Raw genomic sequence first — 20,077 nt, 5'->3', positions numbered from 1 at the left:
CGCCGCCATCAGGCCGCCCGCAGCAGGAAGGGCGCGCCCGCGCGCGCCGCGATCTCGCGGAGCTCCCGCTCCAGCGCCTCGGGGATGGGGATGCCGCCCGAAAGCCGCTCGGCGCGCGCCGCCTCCTCCGGATCGCCGGGCGCGAGCACGGGCAGGGCCGGATCGGCCGGCGGCGTCTCGCGCAGCAGGGCGAGGGTCGCCGCCGCATCGGCCTCGTAGTCGGCCAGGTCGCGGAAGGCGCGCGGGTCGAGCGCGATCATCAGATGGCCGATGTTGTGCGGCTGGCCGGGCCGCGCCGTGCGGGCGCGCAGGGCCGAGAAGCTGCCGCCCACCAGCGCGCCCGCCAGCATCTGCACCATGAGCGCGAGGCCATAGCCCTTGTGCCCGCCCGTCTCCTCGCCGCCGCCGAGCGGCGTGATTCCCCCCTCGCGCCGGCGGAAGACGAACTCCATCGCCTCCGCATGGGCGGTGACGGGGCGGCCCGCGCCGTCCACCACCCAGCCGGGCGGCAGATCCTTCTCCCTCAGGTGGTAGGCCTTCACCTTGTTCGCCGCCACCGTCGTCGTCGCCATGTCGAGCACCATGGGCGGCGCGCCGGGCACCGGGGCGGCGAAGGCGATGGGGTTGGTGCCGAGCACCGGCTCGGCCGCGCGCGTCGGCACGAGGATCACGCCGCGCGCGGTGGAGGTGACGAGACCCATCAGCCCCGCCGCGGCGGCCATGCGCGCGTAGCAGCCGGCCGCGCCGAAATGGTGGCTGTTCACCACGCCCACCGCGCCGATGCCGAAGGCGCGCGCCTTCTCGATGGCGAGCTTCATCGCCATCATCGCCGCCGGATGACCGAGCCCGTCCGCGCCATCCACCAGCGCGGTGGCGGCATAGTCGCGCCGCAGGAAGGGCTCCCCCGCGAGGCGCAGCACGCCGGCGCGATGGATCTCCTCGTACATGGTCAGCATCGAGATGCCGTGGCTGTCCACGCCCATCAGGTCCGTCTCGGCCATCACCTCGGCCGTGGTCTCGGCGAGGTGCGGCGGCGCGCCCCAGGCGGCGAGGATGGCCGCGATCTGCGCGCGCACGGAATCGACGGTGGCGTGGAGCATGGCGTTTCCTCCGAAGGGGCGCATGGACGGCGCGCGCATGATGCGCGAGCATCGCCCGATGCCCAACCCGCCCCGCGTGATCGTCGTCGGCGCCGGCATCGTCGGCCTCTGCGTCGCCTGGTTCCTGCAGCGCGACGGCGCGGCGGTGACGGTGCTGGACCGCGACGGCCCGGGCGAGGGCGCCTCCTCGGGCAATGCGGGCGCGATCTCGGCGGGCAGCGTCGCGCCGCTCGCCATGCCCGGCGTGCTCGCGCAGGTGCCGCGCATGCTGCTCGACCGCAAGGCGGCGCTGCACATCCCCGCGCCCTACTGGCCCGCCGCCCTGCCCTGGCTGTGGCGCTTCGTGCTCAGCGCGCGGCCCGCGCGCGTGCGCGAGATCGCGGACGGCATGGCGCAGCTCCTCGCGGGCGCGGAGGAGCGGCACCGCGACATCCTGCGCGCCGAGGGTGCGCTCGACCTCATCCGCGACGAAGGCCAGCTCTACCTCTACCGGGACGAGGCGCACCTGGCGAAGGACGAGGCCGCCTGGGCGCTGCGCCGCGCGCACGGCCTCGAGATGCAGGTGCTGGACCGCGCGGGCGTGCTCGCGCTGGAGCCGGAGGTGAGCGCGGCCTACAGCATCGGCGTCTTCCTCCCGCGCCAGGGACATTGCGTGAACCCGCTGCGCCATGCGCGGGTGGTGGCGCGCGGCGTCGCGCGCATGGGGGGCGCGATCCGCCGCGCGCGGGTGGAGGCACTGCTCGCCGAGGGGCCGCGCGTCATCGGCGTGCGCGCGGAGGGCGAGGCGATCCTCGCCGATGAGGTGGTGCTGGCGGCCGGCGCCTGGTCGGCCAGGCTGCTCGCGCCGCTCGGCCTGCGCGTGCCGCTGGAGAGCCAGCGCGGCTATCACGTCATGCTGCCCGATCCGGGCGTGATGCCGCGCCGGCCCGTCGTGCCGGCCGACCGCAAGGCCTTCCTCACGCCCATGGAGGAGGGGCTGCGCGTGGGCGGCACGGTGGAGTTCGGCGGCACCGAGCGCGCCCCGAACCCCGCCCGCGCCGCGCTGCTGCTCGAGGATCTGCGCATGGTCTATCCGCAGGCGCGCACCGCCGATGCGCGGCCCTTCTGGATGGGCCATCGCCCCTGCCTGCCCGACACGCTGCCCGTGCTCGGCCCCGTGCCGAACCATCCCGGGCTGTGGTGCGCCTTCGGGCACGGGCATCTCGGCCTCACCGCCTCCGCGCCCACGGGGGCGCTGCTGGCGCGCGCGATGCTGGGGCCCGCGCCGAACACGGATCTCTCGCCCTTTTCCATCGGGCGCTTCGCGTGAGGCCCTCGGCCGGCGAGCTGGCGCGCCGCATCCTCGCCCTCGCCGCGCCCACCACGCTGCTCTCGGCGCTGCAGGTGGCCGCGCTGCTGATCGAGACCTGGATCGCCGCGCGGCTGGGGCGCGAGGCGCTGGCGGGCTGGGCGGTGGTGCTGCCCTTCGCGCTGCTGCTCGGGCAGATGTCGGCAGGCGCGATGGGCGGCGGGGTGGTGGGCGCGATCTCGCGCGCGCTGGGGGCGCAGCGGCCGGAGGAGGCGGCGGCGCTCGCGCTGCACGCGCTGCTCATCGCGCTCGGCTTCGCGCTGCTGTTCATCGTCCCGCTCGCGCTCTTCCCCTTCGCGCTGCTGGGCTGGATCGGCGGGCCGGTGGCGGCGGCGGCGGGCGCGCCCTACGCCATGACGCTGTTCGGGCTCGGCGCCGTTCCCGCCTGGGCGGCGAACACGCTGGCCTCCATCCTGCGCGGGGCGGGGCGGCACGGGCTGGCGGCGCGGGTGCTGAACCTGGCCTGGATGGCCTATCCGGCGCTGGGCTTCCTGCTGGCCGAGACGCTCGGCCTCGGCCTCGTGGGCCTCGGGCTCGGCTTCGCGCTGTGCTTCTGGGCGGCGGCGGCGGTGATGGCGCGGGTGGTGTTCTCGGGGGCGGCGGGCTTCGTGCCCGCGCTGACACTGCGGCTGCGCTGGGAGCTCTTCCGGCGCATCCTGGCCGTGGGCGCGGTGGCCTGCACGCTGGCGCTGGTGGCGAATCTCGCCACCATCCTCGTCACCGCGCGGCTCGCGGCCCATGGCGCGGCGGCGGTGGCGGCCTATGGCGTCTCCGCGCGGCTCGAGTTCATGATGATCCCGCTCGCCTTCGGCGTGGGCTCGGCCCTGACGGCGCTGGTCGGCCGCGCGGTGGGCCAGGGCGACTGGGAGACGGCGCGGCGCACCGCCTGGGTGGGCGGGGGCATGGCCTTCGCGCTGTGCAGCGCCATCGGCGCGACGGTGGCGGTGTTTCCGCTGTTCTTCGCCCGGCTCTTCGCCTCGGATGCGGAGGTGGCGGCCATCGCCGCGCAGGCGCTCTCCTATGTGGGGCCGGCCTTCGGCGGCTTCGGCCTCGGCATGGCGATGTATTTCGCGGCGATGGGCGCGGGGCGGATGGGCTGGCCGGTGGCGGCGGGGCTGTCGCGGCTGTTGATCGCGGTGGGCGGGGGCTGGCTGCTCGGCGATGCGCTGGGCCTCGGCATGGCGGGGCAGTTCCTGGCCGTGGCGCTCGGCATCACCGCCTATGGCGTGCTGGCGGCGGTGGCGGTGCGGCCGGGGGTGTGGGGGCCCCTCACGCCGCCTTCGCCACCTTCAGCACATTCGTGACCAGCCCGCGCGCGGCCTTCAGCCGCTGGTCGAAGGGCAGTTCCCGGCTCAGCACGAGCTTCTGGTCGGGGCGCAGCGCCACCAGCCCCTTCTGCCCCTGCACCCAGGCGATCAGCCCGGCAGGGTTGGCGAAGCGGTTGCGGTGGAAGGCGAGCACGATGCCCTTCGGCCCCGCATCCACCTTCTCCACCCCCGCCGCGCGGCAGGCGAGCTTCAGCGCCACCACGTCGAGCAGGTTCCGCACCTCGGGCGGAAGGGGCCCGAAGCGGTCGGCGAGTTCGGCGGCCATCGCCTCCAGCTCCGCCTCCGTCTCCAGCGCGCCGATGCGCCGATACAGGCCGAGCCGGACGGGAAGCTCGCTCACATAGCTCTCGGGGATGAGCACCGCGAGGCCGAGGTTGATCTGCGGGGTGAAGGCGCCCTCCGCCTCGGGCCGCCTGCGCGCGCCGGCGCGCAGCTCCGCCACCGCCTCCTCCAGCATCTCCTGGTAGAGCTCGATCCCCACCTCGCGGATCTGGCCCGACTGCTCCTCGCCCAGCAGATTGCCCGCGCCGCGGATGTCGAGATCGTGGCTCGCGAGGGTGAAGCCCGCGCCCAGGTTGTCCAGCGTCTGCATCACCTCGAGCCGCTTCTGCGCGCCGGGCGAGAGGCGCTGCTGCGCCGGCCAGGTGAGATAGGCGTAGCCGCGCTGCTTGCCGCGCCCGACGCGCCCGCGGAGCTGGTAGAGCTGGGCGAGGCCGAACATGTCCGCCCGATGCACGATCAGCGTGTTCACCGCCGGCATGTCGAGGCCGCTCTCGACGATGTTGGTGGCGAGCAGGATGTCGTGCTTGCCGTCCGCGAACTCGGTCATCACCTGCTCGAGCTCGCTGGCGGAGAGGCGGCCATGCGCCTGCACCACGCGCGCCTCGGGCGCGATCTCGGCCAGGCGCTCGGCCATGCGGGCCATGTCCTCGATGCGCGGCACCACGCAGAACACCTGCCCGCCGCGGAACCTCTCGCGCTGGATGGCCTCGCGCAGCACCAGCCCGTCCCAGGGCATGATGAAGGTGCGCACCGCGAGGCGATCCACCGGCGGGGTGGCGATCACGCTCATCTCCCGCACGCCGGAGAGGGCAAGCTGCAGCGTGCGCGGGATGGGTGTGGCGGTGAGGGTGAGCACATGCACGCCGGCCTGCAGCTCCTTCAGCCGCTCCTTGTGCTTCACGCCGAAATGCTGCTCCTCGTCCACGATGACGAGGCCGAGATCGGCGAAGGCGATCTCCTTGCCCAGCAGCGCATGGGTGCCCACGACGATGTTCACCGAGCCGTCCGCGAGGGCGGCCTTCACCGCCTTCGCCTCCTTCGCGCCGACCATGCGCGAGAGCTGCTCGACCCTGACCGGCAGCCCCTCGAAGCGGCGCTGGAAGGTACGGAAATGCTGGCGCGCGAGAAGCGTGGTGGGCACCACCACCGCGACCTGGGAGCCCGCCATGGCCACCGCGAAGGCCGCGCGCAGGGCGACCTCCGTCTTGCCGAAGCCGACATCGCCGCAGATCAGCCGGTCCATGGGCCGGCCCGCCGCCAGATCCTCCAGCACATCGGCGATGGCGCGCGCCTGGTCCTCCGTCTCGGCGTAGGGGAAGCGGGCGCAGAACTCGTCGTAGCTGCCCTCGGGCGGCGCGATGACGGGGGCGCTGCGCGTCTGCCGCTCGGCGGCCACGCGGATGAGGTGCGCGGCCATGTCCGCGATGCGGCTCTTCGCCCGCGCTTTCCGCGCCTGCCAGGAGGCGCCGCCGAGCTTGTCCAGCGCCACGCCGGCCGTCTCGCTGCCGAAGCGCGAGAGCACCTCGATGTTCTCCACCGGCACGTAGAGCTTCGCGTCGCCGTCATAGGCGAGCTTGAGGCAGTCGTGCGGGGCGTTGCCCACCTGCACCGTCTCCAGCCCCTCGTAGCGGCCGATGCCGTGCTCGGCGTGCACGAGCAGGTCGCCCACCTCGATCTGCGTGGCGTCGGCGATGAACTGGTCGGCACGCTTGCGCCGGCGCGGCGGGCGGGCGATGCGCTCGCCCAGCAGGTCCTGCTCGGCGGTGACGGAGAGGCCCTCCGCCACGAAGCCGCGCTCGAGCCCCAGCACCGCCACGCCCACCGTGCCCGCGGCGAGGCGCTGGAAGGCGTAGAAATCCTCCATCGGCTCGGCCGCCACGCCGTTCTCGCGCAGCAGCGCGACAAGCCGCTCGCGCGAGCCGCGCGTCCAGGCCGCGAGCAGCGGGCGCCGCCCCCGGCCGCGCTCGCTCTCGGCATGGGCGGCATAGGCGCGGAACAGGTTCTCCCCCGCGGCGCGCAGCTCGGCGAAGAGGCGGCCGGGCCGCCCGCCCGCGTCCATGCCCTCCGCCCCCGCCGGGCGGGCGAAGGGCGAGAAGCCGAGCACCTCGCGCCCCGCGAGCATCGCCTCCCAGCCGCTCCGGTCGAGGTAGAGCAGCCCGGGCGGGGCGGGGCGGTAGGGCGTCTCGCCCTCGTTCAGCCGCGAGGGGGTGCGCCGCGCCTCGTAATGGTCCTGGATCATCTCGAGGCGCGCGGCGAGCGCCTCCTCCGCCTGGTGGTCGAGGCTGACCGAGGCGCCGGGCAGGTGGTCGAGCAGCGTCTCCATCGCCTCGTGGAACAGCCCGGCCCAATGCTCCATGCCCGGGTGCCGGCGGCCGGCGCTGATGGAGAGGTAGAGCGGATCCTCCGCCGCGGCGGCGCCGAACAGCTCGCGGTAGTTCGTCCGGAAGCGCTGGATGGAGGCCGCATCGAGGAACACCTCGCCCACCGGCCGCAGCGTCAGGCGCTCCAGCGCCGCGCCGCTGCGCTGCGTGCCGGGGTCGAAGCGGCGCAGGCTCTCGATCTCGTCGCCGAAGAAGTCGAGGCGCACGGGCTCGGGCTCGCCGGCGGGGAAGAGGTCGAGGATGCCGCCGCGCAGCGCGTATTCGCCGGGCTCCATCACCGTGCCGGTGCGGCCGTAGCCGTTGGCCTCGAGGAAGGCCGTCACCTCCGCGATGGCCACGCGCCCGCCCTTCCTCAGCGCGAGCGCCGCGCCCTCGAAGACGCGGCGCGGCGGCACGCGCTGCACCAGCGCATTCACGGTGGTGAGGACGATGCGCGGGCGCGCGGGCGGCGTGCCGAGCTCGGCCAGCGTCGCCACCCGCTCGGCCAGGATGTCGGGGTTGGGCGAGACGCGGTCGTAGGGCAGGCAGTCCCAGGCGGGGAAGCGCAGCACCTCCGCCTCGGGCATGAAGAAGCCGAGCGCCTCCGCAAGCCGCGCCATGCGCGCGTCGTCGCGGCAGACATGCAGCACGGGCGCCGCCGTCTCCACGCGGCGGGCGCGCAGCAGCAGCGCGTCGAAGCCCTCCGGCGCGCCGAAGACGGCGAGCGTCATCGCGCGAGGCCCGCGCGCGCCTCTTGCGCCATGCGCTCGAGCAGCGGCGAGCGCAGATCGGCGGGCATGGGCCGGCGACCGCAGAGCCAGTCGGCCAGGTCCACGTCGGGCAGCTCGAGGATGGCCTCCAGCTCCGCCAGCTCCGCCTCGCCCAGCGCGGCGATGTGGCGGCGCACGAAGCCGCCGATCATCAGGTCGCACTCCTTGGTGCCGCGGTGCTGCGCGCGGAAGAGAAGGCGGCGGTGGCGGGGGGAGAGGGCGGGGGTTTCGTCGGGACTCGTCACGGGTGGCATATAGGGCCCCGTGTCGGATGCTGTCAGCCTCGCCCCCCTGCACGCCCCCGTGACGAGCCTGCCGGGCGTGGGCCCCGCGCGCGCGGCGCTGATCGAGAAGGCGGTGGGCGGCGGGCGCGTGCTCGACCTGCTCTTCCACCTGCCCGAGCGCATCGCCGAGCGGCATCCGATCGCAAGCCCCGAGGAGGCGCCGGCCGAGGCGGAGGCGGTGCTGCCCCTCACCCCGCTGATGGCCCGGGCCGCGCTGAGCAAGGCCACGCGCCGCCGCTATGTGGAGGTGCGCACCGAGGAGCGGGTGACGCTGCGCTTCATGGGCGGGGCGCTCGGCCACATCGAGCGCCTGCTGCCGCGCGGCGAGCGGCGCTGGATCGCGGGAAGGCTGCGGCCGGAGGGCGATGGCTTCTCCTGCATCAATCCCGAGGTGGCGAAGAGCCCGGAGGCGCTGCCGCCGCTCGAGCCCGTCTGGCCGCTCACCGAGGGGCTGAAGCGCGGCCACCTCGCCCCGGCCATGCGCGCCGCGCTGGAACGCCTGCCCGCCCTGCCCGAATGGCAGGATGCGGCCCTGCTGCGGCGCGAGGGCTGGCCCGGCTTCGCCGCGGCCCTGCGCGCCCTGCACGCGCCCATCGCCCCGCCAGGCCCCGCCCCGCGCGAGCGGCTGGCCTATGACGAGGTGCTGGCCGATCAGCTTGCCCTCGCCCTGCTGCGCCGGCATCGCCGCGGGCAGCCGGGGCGCGCGCGGCCGGGAGACGGCCGGCTGCAGGCCGAGGCGCTGGCCCGCTTCGGCCATGCGCCCACCCCCGCCCAGCAGGCCGCCCTGGCCGAGATCGCGGCCGACCTCGCCGCGCCGCGCCGCATGCTGCGGCTGCTGCAGGGCGATGTCGGCGCGGGCAAGACGCTGGTGGCCGTCCTCGCCATGCTGCAGGCCGTGGAGAGCGGCGCGCAGGCGGCGCTGATGGCGCCGACCGAGCTCCTCGCCCGGCAGCACCTGCGCACGCTGGAGCGCCTGTGCCCCGTGCCGGTGGCGCTGCTCGCGGGCAGCGTGAAGGGCCGCGCGCGGCGGCGCGTGCTGGAGGGGCTGGCGGAGGGGACGCTGCCCATCGTCGTGGGCACCCATGCGCTGTTCCAGGAGGGGGTGCGCTTCCGCGATCTCGGCCTTGCGGTGGTGGACGAGCAGCACCGCTTCGGCGTGGCCCAGCGGCTGGAGCTCGCCGCCAAGGGCATGGGCGCGGACATGCTGGTGATGACCGCCACCCCCATCCCGCGCACCCTCGAACTCACCCATTGGGGCGAGATGGAGGTGAGCCGCATCGCCGAGAAGCCGCGCGGCCGCCAGCCCATCGCCACCCGGGTGATCGGCGCGGAACGGCTGCCCGAGGTGGTGGAGCGCCTGGCCGCCGCCCTCGCGCGCGGCGAGCGCGCCTACTGGGTGGTGCGCGCGATCACCGGCGGCGAGCACGACGACAGCGTGGCCGCCGAGACGCGCTTCGCCGAGCTCTCGGCCCGCTTCCCGGGCCTCGTCGGCCTCGCGCACGGCGAGCTGGACGTGGCGGTGCGCGAGGCCGCGCTGGCCGATTTCGCCGCCGGGCGCACGCGGCTCCTCGTCGCCACCACCGTCGTCGAGGTGGGGGTGGATGTCCCGGAGGCGACCATCATGCTCGTCGAGCAGGCCGAGCGCTTCGGCCTGTCGGCCCTGCACCAGCTCCGCGGACGGGTGGGGCGCGGCGCGCGCCCCTCCTCCTGCCTGCTCGTGCATTCCGAGGGGCTCTCGGCGCGCGAGCGCGAGCGGCTTTCCATCCTGCGCGACAGCGAGGACGGCTTCGCCATCGCCGAGGAGGATCTCCGCCTGCGCGGCGGCGGAGACATTCTGGGCACGCGCCAGGCGGGGCAGCGGCTCTACCGCCTCGCGCTGCGCGGCGAGGAGGAGGAGGGCGAGCGCGCCGCCCGCCGCCAGGCGGCGCTCATCGCCATGGCCGCGCAGGACGCGGCGCATCTGCTGCACCAGGACCCCATGCTCGATTCGCCGCGCGGGCGGGCGGCGCGGCTGCTGCTCGACCTGTTCGGCAAGCGCGAGGCGGCCGGCTACCTCGCCGCCGGATGACCTTGAAAACCGGGGCGCGGACGGTAAACCGGGCGCCGCGATTCACCGGGGGTGTGAGGTGGCGGCGCTCATCGAGATCGAGGGGCTGACGAAACGCTTCGGCGCCTTCACGGCGGTGGAGGGCGTGGGGTTCTCCGTGGCGCGGGGCGAGGTGGTGGGCTTCCTGGGCCCCAACGGCGCGGGCAAATCCACCACCATGCGGATGCTGGCCGGCTTCATGCTGCCCAGCGCCGGCACGGCGCGCATCTGCGGCGAGGATGTGGTGGAAAGGCCGGTGGCGGCGAAGCGCCATCTCGGCTTCCTGCCCGAGGGCGCGCCCAGCTATCCCGAGATGGAGGTGGAGGATTTCCTCGCCTTCTGCGCGCGGGTGCGCGGCTGCGGGCGCGAGGCGGTGGCCCGCGCCATGGCGCTGACGCAGCTCGAAGCCGTGCGCCGCCAGCCCATCGAGACCCTCTCCAAGGGCTACAAGCGGCGCGTGGGCCTCGCCCAGGCCCTGCTGCACGACCCCCCCGTGCTGGTGCTGGACGAGCCGACGGACGGCCTCGACCCCAACCAGAAGCACGAGGTGCGCGGCCTGATCCGCGCCATGGCGCCCGAGAAGGCGATCGTGATCTCCACCCACATCCTGGAGGAGGTGGCGGCGGTCTGCACCCGCGCCATCGTGATCGCGCGCGGGCGCATCCTGGCCGACGACACGCCCGCGGGGCTGGTGCGCGACGGGCGCAGCCTCGAGGAGGTGTTCCGCGCGCTGACCCTGCCGGCGGAGGCCGCATGAGGGGGCTTCTCGCGGTCGCGCGGCGCGAGTTCGCGGCCTATTTCGCCACCCCCGTGGCGGCCGTCTTCCTCGTGATCTTCCTCGTGCTGGCGGGCGCGCTGACCTTCACGGTCGGCGGCTTCTTCGCGCGCGGCCAGGCGGATCTGATCCCCTTCTTCAACCTGGTGCCCTGGCTGTTCCTCTTCCTCGTGCCGGCGCTGACCATGCGGCTCTGGGCCGAGGAGCGGCGGCTGGGCACCATCGAGCTGCTGCTGACGCTGCCGCTCTCGCCCTGGCAGGCGGTGCTGGGCAAGTTCCTCGCCGCCTGGGCCTTCTGCGCGGTGGCTCTGCTGCTCACCTTCCCGCTCGTGCTGACGGTGAACTTCCTGGGCAGCCCGGACAACGGCGCGATCCTCGCGGGCTATGTCGGCTGCCTGCTGGTGGCCGGGGCCTATCTGGCGCTGGGCGCCGCGCTCTCGGCCAGCACGCGCAACCAGGTGATCGCCTTCGTGCTGGCGGTGGCCGCCTGCTTCCTCTTCGCCGCGGCCGGCTCGCCGGTGGTGAGCGAGTTCCTCTCCGCCCGGCTGCCCGCCCTGGCGGAGACCGCGCGCGCGCTTTCCGTCGCCGAGCGCTTCGCGGGCTTCGCGCGCGGCGTGATCGCGGCGAAGGACGTGGTGTTCTTCGCGAGCTTCATCGGCTTCTGGCTCTTCGTGAACGCCGCCGTGCTCGACCATCGGAAGGCCGACTGATGCGCCGCCAGCGCCTGATCTTCTCCTCCCTCGGCGTGGTCTTCGCGCTGCTGCTCGCGGTGGGCGTCAATCTGCTGGCCGAGCGGCTGCCGCCCTCGGCGCGGCTCGATCTCACCGAGGGGCGGCTCTACACCCTCTCGCCCGGCACGCGGCAGGTGCTGGCGGGGCTGCAGGATCCGATCACACTGCGCCTCTTCTACTCGCGCCGGCTGGGCGCCGAGGTGCCGCACTACGGCGCCTATGCCGAGCGGGTGCGCGCCCTGCTGCGCGAATACGTCGCCGCCGCGGGCGGCCGGCTGCGCCTCGAACTCTTCGACCCCGAGCCCTTCTCGGAGGTGGAGGACCGCGCCATCGCCCTCGGCATCCAGGGCGTGCCGCTGAACGAGAGCGGCGAGCAGGTCTATTTCGGCCTCGCTGCGGCCAACCTCGCCGACGAGGAGCGCGTCATCCCCTTCTTCCAGGCCGAGCGCGAACGCTTCCTGGAGGCGGACCTGACGCGGCTGATCTTCGAGCTTTCCAACCCCGAGAAGCCGGCGCTGGGCGTGATGACGGGGCTGCCGCTGAACGGCGATCCGCGCGCGCTGATGCTGCGCCAGCCGCGGCTGGCGGAGCCGATGGTGGTGATGCGCCAGCTCCGCGAGGCCTTCGCGGTGGAGGAGGTGCCGACCGACGCGCCGCTCATCCCCGCCCATCTGCGGCTGCTGATGGTGGCGCACCCGCAGGGCCTGTCCGAGGCGACCCTCTACGCCCTCGACCAGTTCGTGATGCGCGGCGGGCGGCTGATCCTGCTCATCGACCCGCACAGCGAGATGCAGGCCGCCCGGCCCCCCGCCATGCCCGGCGCGCCGCGCGACACCTCCTCCTCGCTCGACCGGCTGCTCCAGCCCTGGGGGGTGGAGGCGCCCAAGGACCGCGTGGTGCTCGACCTGCGCGGCGCCTGGCGCGTGCGCGCCGCGCCGGGGGACCGCGTGCAGGCGGTGGACTACATCGCCTGGTTCAACCTGCAGGGCGACAGCCTGAACCGCGAGGAGATCGCCACCGCCCCGCTCGACCAGGTGACGGTGGCCTCGGCGGGCGTGCTGCGGCCGCGCCCCGGCGCGGGCGTGGAGTTCGTCCCGCTGCTGACCAGTTCCCGCCAGTCCATGCTGGCCGATGCGGCGGAGGTGCGCGGCCAGCCCCAGGCGGCGCGGCTGCTCGCGGGCTTCCGCGCCGATGGCGAACGGCATGTGATCGCCGCGCGAATCCGGGGCAACCTCGTCTCCGCCTTCCCCGACGGCCCGCCCGCCCCGCCCGAGGGGGCGGAGCGCCCCGCCGGGCTTCCCGCCCATCTCCCGCGCAGCGAGGGGCCGGCGAACCTCGTCGTGATCCATGACAGCGACATCCTGGAGGACCGCTTCTGGGTGCGCGTGCAGGAGTTCTTCGGCCAGCCCGTCGCCACCCCCTTCTCGGGCAATGGCAGCTTCATCGTGAACCTGGCCGACACGCTCGCCGGCTCGGACGCCATGATCAGCCTGCGCTCGCGCGGCGAGAGCCAGCGCCCCTTCGAGGTGGTGGAGGCGATCCGCCGCGAGGCGGACGCCCGCTTCCGCCAGAGCGAGCAGCAGCTCACCGAACGGCTGCAGGCCACGGAGCGCCGCCTGCGCGAGCTGCGCCAGGGCACGGGCGGCGGCGAGCGCAACGCGAACCAGACCGTGATCACCCCCGAACAGCGCGCCGAGATCGACCGCGCGCGCGAGGAGATCGCCGCCACCCGGCGCGAGCTGCGCGCCGTACAGCTCGAGATGCGCCGCGACATCGAGGCGCTGGAGGGCTGGCTGCGCGCGCTCAACATCGGCCTGGTGCCGCTGCTGGTGGCGGCGGCGGCGCTGGGCATGGGGCTCTGGCGGGCGCGCCGGCGCCGGGCGGCGCGGGCATGATCTCGCGCCGCGGCCTTCTGCTGCTGGGCCTGGCGGGCACGGGGGCGCTCGGCGCAGGGCTCTGGTTCGCGCCGCCCGGCGAGGAGCAGGGCCGCTTCGCCCCCGGCGACCTGGCCTATCCGGGCCTTGCCGAGCGCCTGGGCGGGGCGGCGCGGATCGAGGTGATCCGTCACGCCCAGCGCGTCACCCTGCTGCGGGAAGGCGAGAGCTGGCGGATCGAGGAACTCGAGGGCTATCCCGCCCGGCCCGGCCGCGTGCGCGAAACCCTGACGGGGCTGACTGAGCTGCGCCTGATCGAGGAGCGCAGCAGCGACGCGGCGGCCCATGCACGGCTCGGCGTGGACGACCCCGCGAGCCCGGGCAGCACCGCCCTGCGGCTGCGCGTGCTGGACGCATCGGGCGCGCCGCTCGTGGACCTGCTGCTCGGCCGCCGGCGCGTCCGCACCCAGGGCGCCGCGCCCGAGACCGTCTATCTGCGCCGCGCGGGCGAGGCGCGCGCCTGGCTCGCCGAGGGGCGGCTCGTGGCGGACGCCGACCCGCAGCTCTGGGTGGATCGGGACATCGCCAACCTCCCCGCCGAACGGCTGCGCCGCGCCGAAATCCGCCGCGCGGGCGAGGAGCCGCTCGTCGTCGCGCGCGAGGCCGCGCCGGAGGCGCCGCTGCGCCTCGTCGCCCCCGAGAACGCCCCCTCCCCGGACCCGCTGGCGCTGGACGAAATCGGGCGCGCCTTCGAGATGCTCACCTTCACCGAGGTGCGCCGCGCCGGGCCCGATCTGCCGGGCGAGGCGCTGGGCGAGGCGCGCTTCCTCTACACCGACGAGGTGACGCTGACCGCCTGGCCGCGGCTGCATGAGGGCCAGTTCTGGGTGGTGCTGCGCGCCGAGGGCGGGCCGGAGGCGCAGGCGCTGGAGGCGCGCCTGCGCGGCTGGGCCTATCAGCTCGGCCAATGGAAGGAGAAGGCCATCATCCCCCGCCTCGCCGATCTGATGCCCGAATGAGCCGCGAATACCCCGACCGGCCCTGGATCGGCATCGGCGTGGTGGTGTTCCGCGGCGAGGAGGTGCTGCTGGTGCGCCGGGGCAGGCCGCCGCGGCTGGGCGCCTGGTCGCTGCCCGGCGGCGCGCAGCGCCTGGGCGAGCGTGCCGAGGAGGCCGCCCGCCGGGAACTGCGCGAGGAGACGGGGGTGGAGGTGGGCCCGCTCCGCCTCGTCGCGGTGGTGGATTCCCTCACCCATGACGCGGAGGGGGCGCTGCGCTTCCACTACACCATCGTGGACTACGCGGCCGAATGGCTGGCGGGCGAGGCGGCGCCGGGCGACGATGTCTCGGCGGTGGCCTGGGCGGGGCTGTCGGCGCTCGCGCCCTTCGGCCTGACGCGGGAGGCGCAGGAGGTGATCGCCGCCGCTGCATCGGGCCGCCGCATGGCCTCGGCATGACGAAAGCTTGACCAGCCGGGGGCAGCAGGATGTCGCTGCCCAGGTTTCAGGCAGAAATAACCGCATCTTTTCAAGGACTCTTCATCGAAGCTTAAGGGTTGCTGCAACGACCGCCGGGCGGCGCATGGATAGGTCATGACGCCCGAAACATCCGCACGGGGTCGACATGAACAGCATCGCCAGCCCGCTCTTCACCGTGAACCACGCCGCCACCGCCCTGCCCGCCGGCGCGGCCCGGGGCTCCGAGGTGGTGGCGCTGGACGCCGCCCGCGGCCTGCTGTTCGTGATCGGCGCGGACGGGGTGGATGCGCTGCGGCTCGCGGACGGCGCGCTCGCCTTCGCCATTCCGAAGAGCGCCATCCCCGCCCCGGGCGGGGGCGCCCCGCCGGCCTATGGCACGGGCAACTCGATCGCCGTGCATGGCGACACCCTCGCCATCGCGCTCGATGGCCCCGCCGCCGGCGCGAACGGCTATGTCGCCTTCTACACCATCAACGGGGCCGGCACCGGGGCGGCCTGGACCGCCACCTTCGAGGTGGGCGCGGTGCCCGACATGGTGGTGTTCACCCCCGATGGCGCCCGGCTTCTGGTCGCCATCGAGGGCGAGCCCGTGCCCGACACCTCCGGCGCCACGCCCTACGCCTCGAGCTTCCCCGCCGACCCGCCGGGCGGCGTGACGGTGATCGAGATCGCCGACCCCGATCCGCTGAACTGGACCTCGACCTTCTTCGGCTTCGGCGCCTTCGACGCGCAGGCCGCGGCGCTGCGTGCGGCGGGGGTGAAGATCAACACCGCCATCCCGGGCAGCGCGGCCTACAACACCGCCCTGCCCTCGCTCGACTTCGAGCCGGAATACATCGCCATCTCGCCCGACGGCGCGCGCGCCTTCGTCACCCTGCAGGAGAACAACGCCATCGGCGTGTTCAACCTCGACGCCATGGCGGGGCCGCTGGGCTGGGTCACGGTGCTGCCGCTCGGCCTCGCCGATCACAGCCTCGCCGGGCGCGGCATCGACAGCTCGGACCGCGATGGCGGGCCGAACATCCGCCAGCTCCCCGTCTTCGGCATGTATCAGCCCGACGCGATCGCGGCCTTCGAATCGGGCGGGCGGACCTATCTCGTCACCGCCAATGAGGGCGATGCGCGCGAATACGGGCTGCTGCCGAGCGGCGATAGCGCCGGCAACGCCCACCCGCTGAACGAGGCGGTGCGCCTCTCGGCGCTGGTGCCGGCCTCGGGCGGCACCCCGCCCGCGGGCATGCCGCAGATCGAGGCCGGGCTGCTCGCGCAGATCCAGTCGCGCCGGGCCGATGGCGATCTCGGCCGGCTCAACGTCAGCCGCTGGTCGGGCGACACGGACGGCAACGGGCAGCTCGACCAGATCCACATCTTCGGCGGCCGCAGCTTCTCGATCTGGGAGGTGGGCGGCACGGCCTCCGCGCCCACCCTCACCCAGGTCTTCGACTCGGGCGACTTCATCGACCGCACCGTGGCCGCGCTGCTGCCGCAGGGCTATGCCGACACGCGCTCCGACGACAAGGGCGCCGAGCCCGAGCACATCACCCTCGCCACCATCGGCGGCGAGATCCACGTCTTCGTCGGGCTCGAGCGTGCCAACGCCAACATGGTGTTCCGCATCGAGAGCCCGACGGAGGTCGCCTTCCTCGGCTTCATCAACAAGCCGGGCGACACGGCGCCGGAGACGAGCGTCTTCGTCCCCCCCGCCACCCCCGGCGTGGGCGGGACGGGCGATGCGCGGCTTGCGGTGGCGAACGAGGTGAGCCGCACCACCACCCTCTACGACGTGAACGCCTCGGGCGGCCCCTCGGGAAGCTATGTGCTGCAGATCCTGCACGGATCGGACTTCGAGGCGGGGCTGCTCGCGGGCGGCCGCATGAAGCAGTTCGCCGCCATCGTGGACCGGCTGGAGGATGCGCTGCCCAACAGCATCACCCTCTCCTCCGGCGACAACTTCATCCCCGGCCCCTTCGCCGCCGCCGGCACGGATGCGACCGTCGTGCCCGTGCTGCGCGCCTTCTACGAGCAGGCGCTGGGCCTGCCGCCGGGCACGCTGGGCGCGCTGAACGGCAGCTCCTCGCCCTTCTTCGCGGCCGACATCGCCATCCTCAACGCCATCGGCGTGCAGGCCTCGGTGCTGGGCAACCACGAGTTCGACCTCGGCACCAACGCGCTCGCCGCCGCCATCGACTTCACCTCCAACACCACGGGCACCACGCCCGGGCTGCGCGTGACCAATATCGGCGCGCAGTTCCCCTATCTCTCGGCCAACCTGAACTTCTCGGGCGATGCGGCGCTCAACCCGCTGTTCACGCCCATGCTGCGCGATGCGGCGAGCTACGCCACCACCGCGGCCGACCTTGCCGACAACAACGCCGTGGCGGCCGAGAACCTCGACCGGCAGATCTCGCCCTGGACGGTGATCCACGAGAACGGCGAGCCGATCGGCGTGCTCGGCGTCACCACCCAGATCCTCGGCCAGATTTCGACGGTGGACGGGGTGCGCGTGCTCGATCCCGCCGGCGATGGCGGGCTGAACAACATGGCCGAGCTCGCGCAGATCCTGCAGCCCTATGTGGACCAGATGACGGCGCTCGGGATCAACAAGGTGATCCTGCTCTCGCATCTGCAGCAGTACCAGCTCGAGCTCGAGCTCGCCACGCTGCTGCGCGGCGTGGACATCATCATCGCCGGCGGCAGCCACGCCGTCTTCGCCGACGGGAACGACGCGCTGCGGCCCGGCGACAGCATCGCCTCGCCCTACCCCACGCTGCGCACGGGGCTGGACGGCAACCCCGTCGTGGTCGTCAACACGGCGAGCGAATACGCCTATGTCGGCCGGCTGGTGGTGGAGTTCGACGCCCAGGGCGTGATCAACACCTCCGCCCTCGACCCGGCGCTGAACGGCCCCATCGCCACCACCGACGCCAATGTGGCGGCGCTGTGGGGCGGCAGCGACCCCTATGCGGCGGGCACCCGCGGCGGCCAGGTGCAGACCATCTCCAACGCCGTGCAGGCCGTGATCAACGCCAAGGACGGGAACGTCTTCGGCTTCACCGAGGTCTTCCTCGAGGGCCGTCGCAGCGAGGTGCGCACGGAGGAGACGAATCTGGGCAACCTCACGGCGGATGCGAACCTCTTCGTCGCGCGCCAGCTCGACCCGACCGTGGCGCTCTCGCTGAAGAACGGCGGCGGCATCCGCGCCGAGATCGGCCGCATCGCGGGCCAGCCCACGCCCGAGGAGCTGCCGCCGCCGGCCAACCCAAGCGTGAACAAGCCCGAGGGCGCGGTCAGCCAGCTCGACATCGAGAACTCGCTGCGCTTCAACAACAGCCTCACCAAGCTCAGCGTCACCGCCGCCAATCTCGAGCGCATCTTCGAGCATGCGGTGGCGGGCAGCACCCCCACCAACACCCCGGGCCAGTTCCCGCAGATCGGCGGCGCCGCCTTCTCCTTCGACCTGAGCCGCCCCGCCCAGGTGCTGGTGACGGTGGGCAGCGGCGCCGGCGCCACCCTCTCCGACACCGCGCCCGGCGGCGTGGTGGGCGAGCGGGTGCGCAACCTCGTCCTCTACAACGACGACGGCACGGTGGCCGACGTGATCGTGCGCGACGGCGTGCTCCAGGGCGACCCGAACCGCGTCATCTCGCTGGTCACGCTGAACTTCCTGGCCAACCCGGGCGCCAATCCGCTGCTCGGCGGCGACGGCTACCCCTTCCCGGCCTTCACCATCCCCGGCAGCCGGGTGGATCTGCTCAACAACCCGGCCCTGCCCGATGGCGTGGCCAGCTTCGCCGCCAAGGGCTCGGAGCAGGATGCGCTGGCGGAGTATCTCGCCGCCCGCCACGGCACCCAGGCCAAGGCCTTCGACGTGCTGGACCTCGGCCGGGCCGAGGACACGCGCATCCAGAACCTCGCCTTCCGCCAGGACACGGTGGGCGACCCCTATGTGCAGGTGATCGTGGGCGAGCGCGTCAGCCTCGTGCAGGCGCAGCGCGCCAGCTCCGGCCCCTTCGACTTCGCCTTCGCCGGCGGGGCGGGCGACGAGCGGCTGGTCTTCCGCGACGGCCGCGACGATGTGGATGCGGGCGCGGGCGACGACGTCGTCTTCCTCGGCGCGGGCAATGACCGCGCCCGGGGCGGCGCGGGGGCCGACACGCTGGTGGGCGAGGGCGGCAACGACATCCTGCTCGGCGGACTGGACGGCGACCTGCTCTACGGCGGGCTCGGCGCCGACTGGCTCGACGGCGGCGACGGCGTGGACACCATCGCCTATTTCGAGTCCGCCCAAGGGGTGGTGGTGCGCCTCGACATCGGCGTGGGCGCGGGCGGCGAGGCGGCCGAGGACCGGATGCTGGCCGTGGAGAACGTCATCGGCTCCGCCCATGGCGACTATCTGATCGGCGACGCGCAGGCGAACATCCTCTACGGCCTCGCCGGCGACGACTGGCTCTACGGCCAGGGCGGGGCCGACATCCTGGTGGGCGGTGCGGGCAACGACCAGCTCTTCGGCGGCGCGGGCGCGGACGACCTCTACGGCGGCGCCGGCAACGACGTGTTCTGGTTCCAGGCGGCGGATTTCCAGGCCGGCGTCTTCGACCGCATCTTCGACTTCGGCGAGGCGGCGGGGAACTTCGACTTCCTGCGCTTCGAGGGGCTGGCCTCGGGCATCACGCTCACCGCGGTCAGCGGCGGCACGCTGGTGTCCACCCAGGCGCTGGGCGGGGCGGGCGGCATCCTCGTGGTGGGCCTGACGCCGGGGCAGCTCGCCGACCAGATCATCATCGGCTGAGCGCTGGGGGGCGGCGGCGCCTGCGGGCCCGTCCACCCCCGATGCGCCCGGCGCGAGGCTTGACATTCCTCCGGGGCGGCCCACTCCCCGCCCCATGCGCCACTCCCTCCCTCGGCGGGCGCTTCCCGCCCTGCTGCTCGCCGCCCCCGCCCGGGCGCAACGCCTGGCGCCCGTGGATGTCGAGGCCTCGGGCCTTCTGCCCCGGCTGCGCGCGGGCGGCCTCGTGCTGTTCTTCCGCCACGCCGACACGCTGGGCGAGCCCTGCGACCGCAGCTACCGCCTGGGCGACCGCGCGGGGCAGCGCAACCTCTCCCCGCGCGGGCGGGAGCAGTCGGCCGCCATCGCGGCGCGGATGCGCGCGCTCGGCATTCCCGTGCAGCTCCCGGTGCTGGCCGGCCCCGTCTATCGCGCGCGCGACACGGCGGAGATCGCCTTCGGCGCGGCGAATGTGGTGGTGACCGAGAGCCTGCTGGCCGACGACTACGCGGGCCCGCGGCTCGACCGGGTGCTGGCCGAGCACCGCCGCCTCTTCGCCGCCCCCGTGCCCGCGGGGGTGAACCGCGTGCTGGTGGGCCACCGCACGCCGGGCATCATGGTGTTCGGCGATGCGGTGGCCGGGCGCGCCTTCCCCGAAGGCGCGGCGCTGGTCATCGCCCCGGGCGGGGCGCAGGGCAGCCTGCTCGGCGTGGTGGAGTTCGCGCCCTTCCCGGACGGCGGCTTCCACGGCTGCCAGTAGGCCGCCCCGCCGCGCCTCTCATACCAGCGGCCGCTGATTTCGACTCCTGAGAAGGCGGAGCGGCCGCTGGCATGAGCTTGCTTTGGCGCGCAGCCGCCACGCCAACCCTGCGCGCGATACGGTCGGCATGCCATGCC

At 74.1% G+C, this 20,077-nt stretch carries 13 protein-coding genes; 10 read left to right on the top strand and 3 right to left on the bottom strand.

Translation table 11 applies throughout. The features are described from left to right. Positions 1–8: 8 nt before the first annotated feature. Positions 9–1,100, bottom strand: coding sequence for an Ldh family oxidoreductase (locus H596_RS0112590; RefSeq protein WP_027285196.1), 1,092 nt, complete (start codon positions 1,098–1,100; stop codon positions 9–11). Positions 1,101–1,122: 22 nt separating this feature from the next. Here H596_RS0112590 and H596_RS0112585 point away from each other — a divergent pair, with 22 nt between their 5' ends. After that, positions 1,123–2,409: an NAD(P)/FAD-dependent oxidoreductase gene (locus tag H596_RS0112585; protein ID WP_211225277.1), complete on the top strand. Its 1,287-nt coding sequence runs from the start codon at positions 1,123–1,125 to the stop codon at positions 2,407–2,409. Beyond that, entirely contained in the window at positions 2,406–3,752 is a 1,347-nt protein-coding gene (locus H596_RS21405) for an MATE family efflux transporter (protein WP_037301264.1), read from the top strand. The genes H596_RS0112585 and H596_RS21405 overlap by 4 nt, the downstream gene beginning before the upstream one ends. Here the strand turns inward: H596_RS21405 and mfd are convergent. Together mfd and H596_RS0112570 are read right to left on the bottom strand one after the other, a co-directional pair. Then, positions 3,718–7,149, bottom strand: coding sequence for a transcription-repair coupling factor (gene mfd, locus H596_RS0112575; RefSeq protein ID WP_027285194.1), 3,432 nt, complete (start codon positions 7,147–7,149; stop codon positions 3,718–3,720). The two genes, H596_RS21405 and mfd, sit on opposite strands and share 35 nt — an antisense overlap. Continuing rightward, positions 7,146–7,433 carry an FAD assembly factor SdhE gene (locus H596_RS0112570; RefSeq protein WP_408735278.1) on the bottom strand — a complete coding sequence of 96 codons (288 nt, stop codon included), beginning with the start codon at positions 7,431–7,433 and terminating at the stop codon, positions 7,146–7,148. Before H596_RS0112570 ends, mfd begins: the two co-directional genes overlap by 4 nt. Before the next feature lie 19 nt (positions 7,434–7,452). Here H596_RS0112570 and recG point away from each other — a divergent pair, with 19 nt between their 5' ends. The 8 genes from recG to H596_RS22975 all read left to right on the top strand — a co-directional run bounded on the left by recG (position 7,453) and on the right by H596_RS22975 (position 19,940). Then, a complete protein-coding gene (recG, locus tag H596_RS0112565) occupies positions 7,453–9,540 on the top strand; it encodes an ATP-dependent DNA helicase RecG (protein ID WP_027285192.1) in 2,088 nt (695 codons plus the stop codon). Positions 9,541–9,598: 58 nt separating this feature from the next. Further along, on the top strand, positions 9,599–10,315 hold the full coding sequence (locus H596_RS0112560; RefSeq protein ID WP_027285191.1) for an ABC transporter ATP-binding protein: 717 nt from the start codon (positions 9,599–9,601) through the stop codon (positions 10,313–10,315). Further along, positions 10,312–11,043, top strand: coding sequence for an ABC transporter permease (locus H596_RS0112555; protein ID WP_027285190.1), 732 nt, complete (start codon positions 10,312–10,314; stop codon positions 11,041–11,043). Before H596_RS0112560 ends, H596_RS0112555 begins: the two co-directional genes overlap by 4 nt. After that, on the top strand, positions 11,043–12,959 hold the full coding sequence (locus H596_RS0112550; RefSeq protein WP_037301260.1) for a Gldg family protein: 1,917 nt from the start codon (positions 11,043–11,045) through the stop codon (positions 12,957–12,959). Before H596_RS0112555 ends, H596_RS0112550 begins: the two co-directional genes overlap by 1 nt. Continuing rightward, positions 12,956–13,957 carry a DUF4340 domain-containing protein gene (locus H596_RS0112545; protein WP_084602748.1) on the top strand — a complete coding sequence of 334 codons (1,002 nt, stop codon included), beginning with the start codon at positions 12,956–12,958 and terminating at the stop codon, positions 13,955–13,957. Before H596_RS0112550 ends, H596_RS0112545 begins: the two co-directional genes overlap by 4 nt. Further along, positions 13,954–14,394 carry an NUDIX hydrolase gene (locus H596_RS0112540; protein ID WP_027285187.1) on the top strand — a complete coding sequence of 147 codons (441 nt, stop codon included), beginning with the start codon at positions 13,954–13,956 and terminating at the stop codon, positions 14,392–14,394. The genes H596_RS0112545 and H596_RS0112540 overlap by 4 nt, the downstream gene beginning before the upstream one ends. 166 nt (positions 14,395–14,560) lie before the next feature. Further along, the gene (locus H596_RS22980; protein ID WP_051212926.1) at positions 14,561–19,204 is read left to right on the top strand and encodes a choice-of-anchor I family protein; all 4,644 of its coding nucleotides are present in this window, start codon (positions 14,561–14,563) and stop codon (positions 19,202–19,204) included. A 94-nt stretch (positions 19,205–19,298) separates the two neighbouring features. After that, the gene (locus tag H596_RS22975) at positions 19,299–19,940 is read left to right on the top strand and encodes a histidine phosphatase family protein (RefSeq protein ID WP_051212924.1); all 642 of its coding nucleotides are present in this window, start codon (positions 19,299–19,301) and stop codon (positions 19,938–19,940) included. The last annotated feature ends 137 nt before the right edge of the window (positions 19,941–20,077 follow it).

The sequence above is a fragment of the Rubritepida flocculans DSM 14296 genome (genome assembly GCF_000425365.1).
Taxonomy (GTDB): domain Bacteria; phylum Pseudomonadota; class Alphaproteobacteria; order Acetobacterales; family Acetobacteraceae; genus Roseococcus; species Roseococcus flocculans.
Note: the sequence above shows the minus strand (reverse complement) of the source record. Positions and strands in the feature narration are given on the sequence as shown.

Coding starts and splice junctions, on each gene's coding strand:
- H596_RS0112555 (WP_027285190.1), top strand. CDS start 10,312: ATGAGGGGGCTTCTCGCGGTCGCGCGGCGCGAGTTCGCGGCCTATTTC.
- H596_RS0112590 (WP_027285196.1), bottom strand. CDS start 1,100: ATGCTCCACGCCACCGTCGATTCCGTGCGCGCGCAGATCGCGGCCATC.
- H596_RS0112550 (WP_037301260.1), top strand. CDS start 11,043: ATGCGCCGCCAGCGCCTGATCTTCTCCTCCCTCGGCGTGGTCTTCGCG.
- H596_RS0112545 (WP_084602748.1), top strand. CDS start 12,956: ATGATCTCGCGCCGCGGCCTTCTGCTGCTGGGCCTGGCGGGCACGGGG.
- H596_RS0112540 (WP_027285187.1), top strand. CDS start 13,954: ATGAGCCGCGAATACCCCGACCGGCCCTGGATCGGCATCGGCGTGGTG.
- H596_RS22975 (WP_051212924.1), top strand. CDS start 19,299: ATGCGCCACTCCCTCCCTCGGCGGGCGCTTCCCGCCCTGCTGCTCGCC.
- H596_RS22980 (WP_051212926.1), top strand. CDS start 14,561: ATGAACAGCATCGCCAGCCCGCTCTTCACCGTGAACCACGCCGCCACC.
- mfd (WP_027285194.1), bottom strand. CDS start 7,149: ATGACGCTCGCCGTCTTCGGCGCGCCGGAGGGCTTCGACGCGCTGCTG.
- H596_RS0112585 (WP_211225277.1), top strand. CDS start 1,123: ATGGACGGCGCGCGCATGATGCGCGAGCATCGCCCGATGCCCAACCCG.